At 60.9% G+C, this 6050-nt stretch carries 5 protein-coding genes; all 5 read right to left on the reverse strand.

Translation table 11 applies throughout. The features are described from left to right. Positions 1–1179: flotillin family protein (locus ACKVY0_RS27175; RefSeq protein ID WP_409218015.1), on the reverse strand; the 1179-nt coding region annotated here is incomplete at its 3' end. 4 nt (positions 1180–1183) lie between these two features. Continuing rightward, a complete protein-coding gene (locus ACKVY0_RS27180) occupies positions 1184–1753 on the reverse strand; it encodes a hypothetical protein (protein ID WP_409218016.1) in 570 nt (189 codons plus the stop codon). A 90-nt stretch (positions 1754–1843) separates the two neighbouring features. Beyond that, positions 1844–2710: a hypothetical protein gene (locus tag ACKVY0_RS27185; RefSeq protein ID WP_409218017.1), complete on the reverse strand. Its 867-nt coding sequence runs from the start codon at positions 2708–2710 to the stop codon at positions 1844–1846. Between the two features lie 5 nt (positions 2711–2715). Continuing rightward, positions 2716–4677 carry an SUMF1/EgtB/PvdO family nonheme iron enzyme gene (locus ACKVY0_RS27190; RefSeq protein WP_409218018.1) on the reverse strand — a complete coding sequence of 654 codons (1962 nt, stop codon included), beginning with the start codon at positions 4675–4677 and terminating at the stop codon, positions 2716–2718. 21 nt (positions 4678–4698) lie between these two features. Then, positions 4699–5967: a tetratricopeptide repeat protein gene (locus ACKVY0_RS27195; protein ID WP_409218019.1), complete on the reverse strand. Its 1269-nt coding sequence runs from the start codon at positions 5965–5967 to the stop codon at positions 4699–4701. Positions 5968–6050: the final 83 nt, after the last annotated feature.

Here is a 6050-nt window from a genome sequence, read left to right on the forward strand (position 1 = left end):
TTGGAAGCCTTTCGCACGAGCTTCGAGCTGAGCCAGCGTGCCTGCGGCTTCGGCTTCCATGTAGGTTTTGAGACCGGCGGCCTCACCTTCTTTGATGATGCGGATTTTTTCAGCGTCGGCCTGCGCAACGAGTTCGATGCGGCGTTTTTCGGCCTCGGCCTCGAGTTCGATGCGTTGCTTTTGCGCCTCGGCATTGATGCGCACGCGATTTTTCTCGGCTTCGGCAAGGACGCCGATCTTCAGCTTCTCGATTTCGGCCTGGACGATGATGCTGGCCATTTGCGAGGCCTCTTCGCGCTTGGCACGCTGACGTTCGGCGGATTCTTCGGCAAGATAGGATTCCTGCAGGGCCTTGGCGCTCGCGACTTTTTCGGCGGCGGTGCCGACGCGTTCGGCTTCGGCCTCGCGTTCACGACGTGCGGCGATGGAGTTGGCAATTTCGACGGCGGAAAGGTTTTCGCCGGTTACAGCAGCGGCCTGGGCCTGGGCGACGCTGATGCGCTTCTCTTTGTCGGCAAGCGCGGCACCGATGTCGCCATCGCGTTCCTGCTGGGAAACTTTAATCTTCGCGTCGTTGATGGCACGGGCGGCGGCTTCTTTGCCGAGGGCTTCGATGTAGCCGGATTCGTCGGTGATGTCCTGGACGTTGACGTTGATGAGGCGGAGACCGACTTTTTTGAGTTCAACTTCGACGCCGTTGGAGATGTTGGCGATGAGCTTGTCACGGTCGGCGTTGATCTCCTCGATGGGCATCGTGGCGATGACGACGCGCATCTGGCCGAAGATGATGTCTTTGGCGAGTTCCTGGATTTGCGGCTGGGTTTGGCCGAGCAGACGCTCCGCAGCGTTTTCCATGACGCCGGGCTCGGTGCTGATGCCGACGGTGAAGGTGGAGGGCGTGTTAACGCGGATGTTTTGCTGAGAGAGTGCGCCACGCAGTTGGATGTCGATGGGCATCGGCGTGAGGCTGAGGTAGGCGTAGTCTTGAATGACCGGCCAAACGAAGGACGCGCCGCCATGCACGCAGCGGGCGGATTTGCTGCCGCCGATCTTGCCGTAAACGACGAGGATGCGGTCGGAGGGGCAGCGTTTGTAGCGGGAGGCGAAAAACGCGAGCGTGGCGAAGACGAGAATGGCGGCGATGCCGGCGAGGATGGGAATCATGGCGGAGTCGAACATGGTGTTATGAGGTTGGTTTAACGACGAACGTGTTGGGGGGCATGAGCGCGGTGATTTCGATGCCGTGTTGGGGTGCGAGGGCGTGATCCGCATCGGTGACGGCACTGGCGGTGATGAGGCGGCCTTGAAGCATGACTTCGATCTGGCCGATACCAGCACGAGCGGCGGGAATGGTCACATAGACCTGGCCGCGCAGGCCGATGGCGCCTTCGTAATGCAGTGAGCCGTCATCGCGCAGCGACATGAGAAAACGCAGCGTGGCGAAGAGCAGCAGCATGAAGATCACGCCGGAGATGAGGGCGGCGAGAGCGGTGGAGCCGGGAGACATGCCGCTGCGCTGCCCCATGACACCGGCCCAGCCGAAACCGACGAAGAAGGCGACTAGCACGCGCAACGAGAGAATTTTCACCGTGTCGGTGGTGCCGCCATCATGTGAATCAGCACCGTGGTCAAAGTCATGCCCACCGCCCATGAGGGCACCGACGAGCAGCAGCACCTGTAGCACCGAAGCGAAGATGGCGACAGCCCAGTAAAGCTGTGCGCCGGAGATGAGATCGGTCCATGTGGCGGTCATGGCCGCAGTTGTTAGCTGGCGGATGATGCGGGGGCAAGCGCGGACACGTTATCCAATGCGGGCGTGTTTGTAAGCCGGGAGCGAACGTGGCTACAGGCCCGGCGGTCTTTCGGAGGCCTTGCGCAGAGGCTTGCCCTTTGGTGGCGGAGCACCGGGATCGAACACTTCACCACCGGTCACCAGCGCTCCATCGTTGGTCATCAGAAGGGAGGGCCGGTTGCCTTCTGAATCACGGTAGTAGGTGCGCTTGTAGATTTTGCCATCCGGATTCACGATGGCATGGCAGAATATGCGCGGCTGGGCCAGGAAGAAGATGTGCAGCTTGTTTTTGGTGTCGATGCTGATCTGCGGCTGGACGGCCATCATGGCGGGGCCGAGCAGGAAAGTGGCGATGTAAGCACCGCTGCGGTCATCGGTGATGCGGCAGTAAAGCTGCAGTGTGTCGAGTTCGCGGAACAAGATGACTTGGAAACGTCGTGCGCGTCCTGCATTGGGGAAACCTTCCGGCACGCCAAACGGCTGGTCGAACATGTTCGGCTTGGAGTCGGTGATGGTCATGCGCACCTTGTTGGACATGTAGAACTGGCCGGAGATGGGATGCAGCACGTTGGCGATCATGTTGAAGGTGCCGAGATCGGCGGTGGAATAGCCACCGGAAATTTCGACCGTGTGCTTGCTGGTGCCACCCGCCTTCAAGGTGATGGGTTGCTCAGAGCTGATGGTGACAGGCGAGAGCCGGCGGCCGGCGGTTTCGGTGATTTCAAACTGCAGCCAGTCGCGCGCGCCATGACCACCGACGATGACATCGGCTCCGGAACGGTTGGTGACGGAAATCACGGCCACCACCGGTTCGCCGGTGATGAACTGGTTTTTTTGCAAGGTGAGGTTGGTGACATACTGCGCATGCACGGTGCCGGAGAGCAGGCAGAAGGTCAGCAGCAAGAGGAGGCGGTTCATAAGCTTCAAGGTTTTGGTTTGGCGGGAACGGTGCTGGAGGCGGTGCGGAAGCCGCGGGCGAGTGTAGCTTCATTTGCGGATTCTGGAAAGAGGCGGTCGGTGAGCAGGTGATCGCTGCTCTTCAGGCCGAAGTGCCCACCACGGACGACGGGCACTGTGATGTTGATGTAATCAGGATGCGGGGGCCACTCGCCGTCTTTGCTCTCACCGGCGGTCCATTCGCTGACGTTGCCGGCCATGTCGCATACGCCGTAGTGACTGACATCCTGCGTGATGCGGGTGATGGGTGCCCAAAGATTGTAGCCGTCGATGGTGCCGCCTTTGCCTTTGGGCGTGGCGTTGTAGTCGTCGCCGAGGTTGGCGGCATTGCGGCGCGGTTCGTCGCCCCATGGATAGCGGAAAACTTTCTCGCCACCGCCACCGGCGGCCTTTTCCCATTCTTGCTCGGTGGGCAGGCGCTGCTCTTTCCATTTGGCAAAGGCATACGCATCCCACCAGTCCACCTGAGTGACAGGAGTGTTCAGCGTGATGCTTTCGCCGTTGAAGGTAGTGCCTGACTTCGCAGCGGCGTAATACTGGCTCCACTTCGCGGGTTCGTGGCTGGTCTTGGTCTTCGGCTGCGACGAATGATCATGCTTCCCAGGCGTGGCGGTTTTCAGCGCCTGGAGGAATTCCGCATACTGGCCGATGGTGACCTCGTGCTTGCTGATCCAGAACTCTGGCAGTGTGATATTTTCATGCTTCTGATACTCAAACGTTCCTGCGGGGATGCGCACCAGTTCAATCGGCAGAACCGTGGTGTTCGTGCCGTTCATGAGCGCCCCGATGCCGGCTACAACGACCAGCGTGAGGCAGATCATCGCCCAGACCCACCACGGTTTCGGCCCATTCATGTTCACCGGCAGCGACTCCGCCTCGATTTTGCGCACGATGCTGCGTTCGCGCATATCATCACGCACGTCGTCGAGCGCGATGAGCAGGCCGTTCCAGTCATGGTTCGCGTTCGCGAGGGATTGCAGCAGGCCGCGTGCCTTGCCTTCGCCTGCCACCGGACGCAGCAGTTCGAGGAACGCGCGCACATCTGCCTTCGCATCACGTTTGTCATCCACCGTGGGACGGAAGATGTTCACGATGCTCGCCTGGTGCTCAGCGTCGATGTAAATGTCACGCGGAGCGAGGCTGCGGTGATGATAGCCGCGCTCCGTGGCGAACTGCATCGCTTCAGCAACACCGTGCAGCACCTCGGCCAGCCGCCGCTCGGTGAGCGTTTCATCCGTCAGCTCGATCTCTGCCAGGCTGCGTCCGCGTGGCAGTTCGCGGGTGTAAAACAGCCAGCCGTTTGCCTCGCCGGCCTCAAACAGCGGCGCGATGAGTGGATGCATCAACGAGGCCTTCACACGCTCGCGTTCTTTGAACGTGGCCACGACCTCCGGCTGCTTCAGGTATTCAGGCTTTAACAGCACCAGACCCACCGGCCGTTGCACGGCGATTTGCAGCGCACGATAGGTTTCCGCTTCTTTTTCGACGTAAAGCCGTTCCAGCACCTGGTAATTGCCCAGCACCGTGCCGGGAGGCATCACCGGCGGCGGCCCGTCGGTTTCTGTCTTCTTCGCCAGCAGGGAACGGATGCGCTCCAGCAGCTTTTCCGGCGTGTACGGTCCATCTTTGAGCACCAGTCCGTCCGCGATCTGATCTTCAAAGCCGGTCAGGTCATAGCGCGTGGTGAACAGCACGCGCACCTGCGGAAAGCGTGCATGCACCGTGTCTCGCAGCGCGAAACCAGTCTCCTGCGTGGTGAAAATGGCCTCGGTCACCAGCAGATCGAGCGAGTCCGCTTTCGCGACCCACGCTGCGGCGAGCGCTGGGCTGGGGAAATCAACGATGGTGTAGCCAGGGAGGCTGTCCCGCAGCCAGATGGTGCGTGTGCCGCGTAGTGCAGCATTGGAATCAACAAACAAAAGAGTCATGCGTGCGGTGTCGTATGGCGATCATCTCCCCACGGGCGGGAGGAGCGGATTGGCACCGGCAGGAGCAGCGCCCGGTGCAGATCCGAACTCCAGGAGATCACGGGGCTCGGCGGCCACATCCTGGAGTTTGTTGTTATAATAGAGACGCAGCATGTAGCCGTAATACGAACGGCGACCGTGCTGCTGAATCTCAGCAGCGGAGAGTGCGGGCAGGTGATAAACGACGTCCAGCGTCTCCTCGCCGGTGCCGCCGCTCCAGTCCACCGGGGCGGACTGCCATGTTTCGACCGGCTCCGGCGCGATGGTCTGCACCACTTTCACGCCATTGATCCGGTCAAAGAAGAAGACTTCCAGGTTCACCGCTTTGCCGTCGATCGGCTGATTACCCGCCCGCACAATGGGAACACGCAGCACATAGCGCTCGCCGGCATTCACCGAGAAATCGCGGGCGACCTGGCAGGCCCCGAGGCGCATCAATTTCTCGCTCTCCATGCCGGCAGCTCCTGCGACCAAGGGGGCCGCCACCGCTGCCGAACCAGCACCGAGCCGGCGTGATGCGAGTTCATAAAAGCTGCCCGCCTTGGTGGTGCCCAGCAGTTGGATGCGCCGCCAAGAATCCGTGGCCTTGTCCTTGATGCCCATCTGCTCGTAGGTCTGCGCCAGCTCGGCGATGATCGCCGGATGATCGGGCGTGAGTTGGTCGGCACGCTTCAACAACTCCAACGCTCCCTGCATGTCACTCATGCCGCGGATTTCTTTGGCGGAAGTCACCACATAGTTCACATCGCGCAGCAGTTCGGTGGCGGCATCGGGTTTCGTGGTGAGTGGCGGAATGGTTGGAGCCGAGGTTGTTGCCGGAAGCACAACTGGCGGCAGTGGCGGGGCTGCAGGAGCAGTGGGAAGGGAAGAAGCCGGGGGAAGAACCGGAGCGGCAGGAACTGGCATCGGCGCATCCGTCTTGTTGAATGAACCAATCGGCGGCGGTGCGCTGGAAACGGGTGGAGCCACGATGGGCGCTGGCTGTGGCATCAACGAACCTGGCAACGGCGGAGCCGTCGAGGCAGGGGGAGGCGCAGCGATTTGCCCAATTTCCGGCACCACACTCGGAGTGGGTGAAGGAAGCGAGGAGGACAATGTCATCGGGCTGCTTCCTGAAATGGACGAGCTTTTGGCCGTGAGCAGCTTGATCACGATGCCCATCTGCACCACCGCCAGCAGGCACAGTGTTCCCCAGGCCATCGCGGAAGAACGATCACGATCAGGAGTGAGAGTGGTGGAAGGGGGAGTCACGAGTTGCTGAAAAAGACGGCCATGGTACGATTTGGGCCTACCAGTGTCAATGCTCCAGGGTTCTTCGTTCAAAATGCCGGAAG

Source organism: Prosthecobacter sp., from assembly GCF_046154365.1.
Lineage (GTDB): Bacteria > Verrucomicrobiota > Verrucomicrobiia > Verrucomicrobiales > Verrucomicrobiaceae > Prosthecobacter.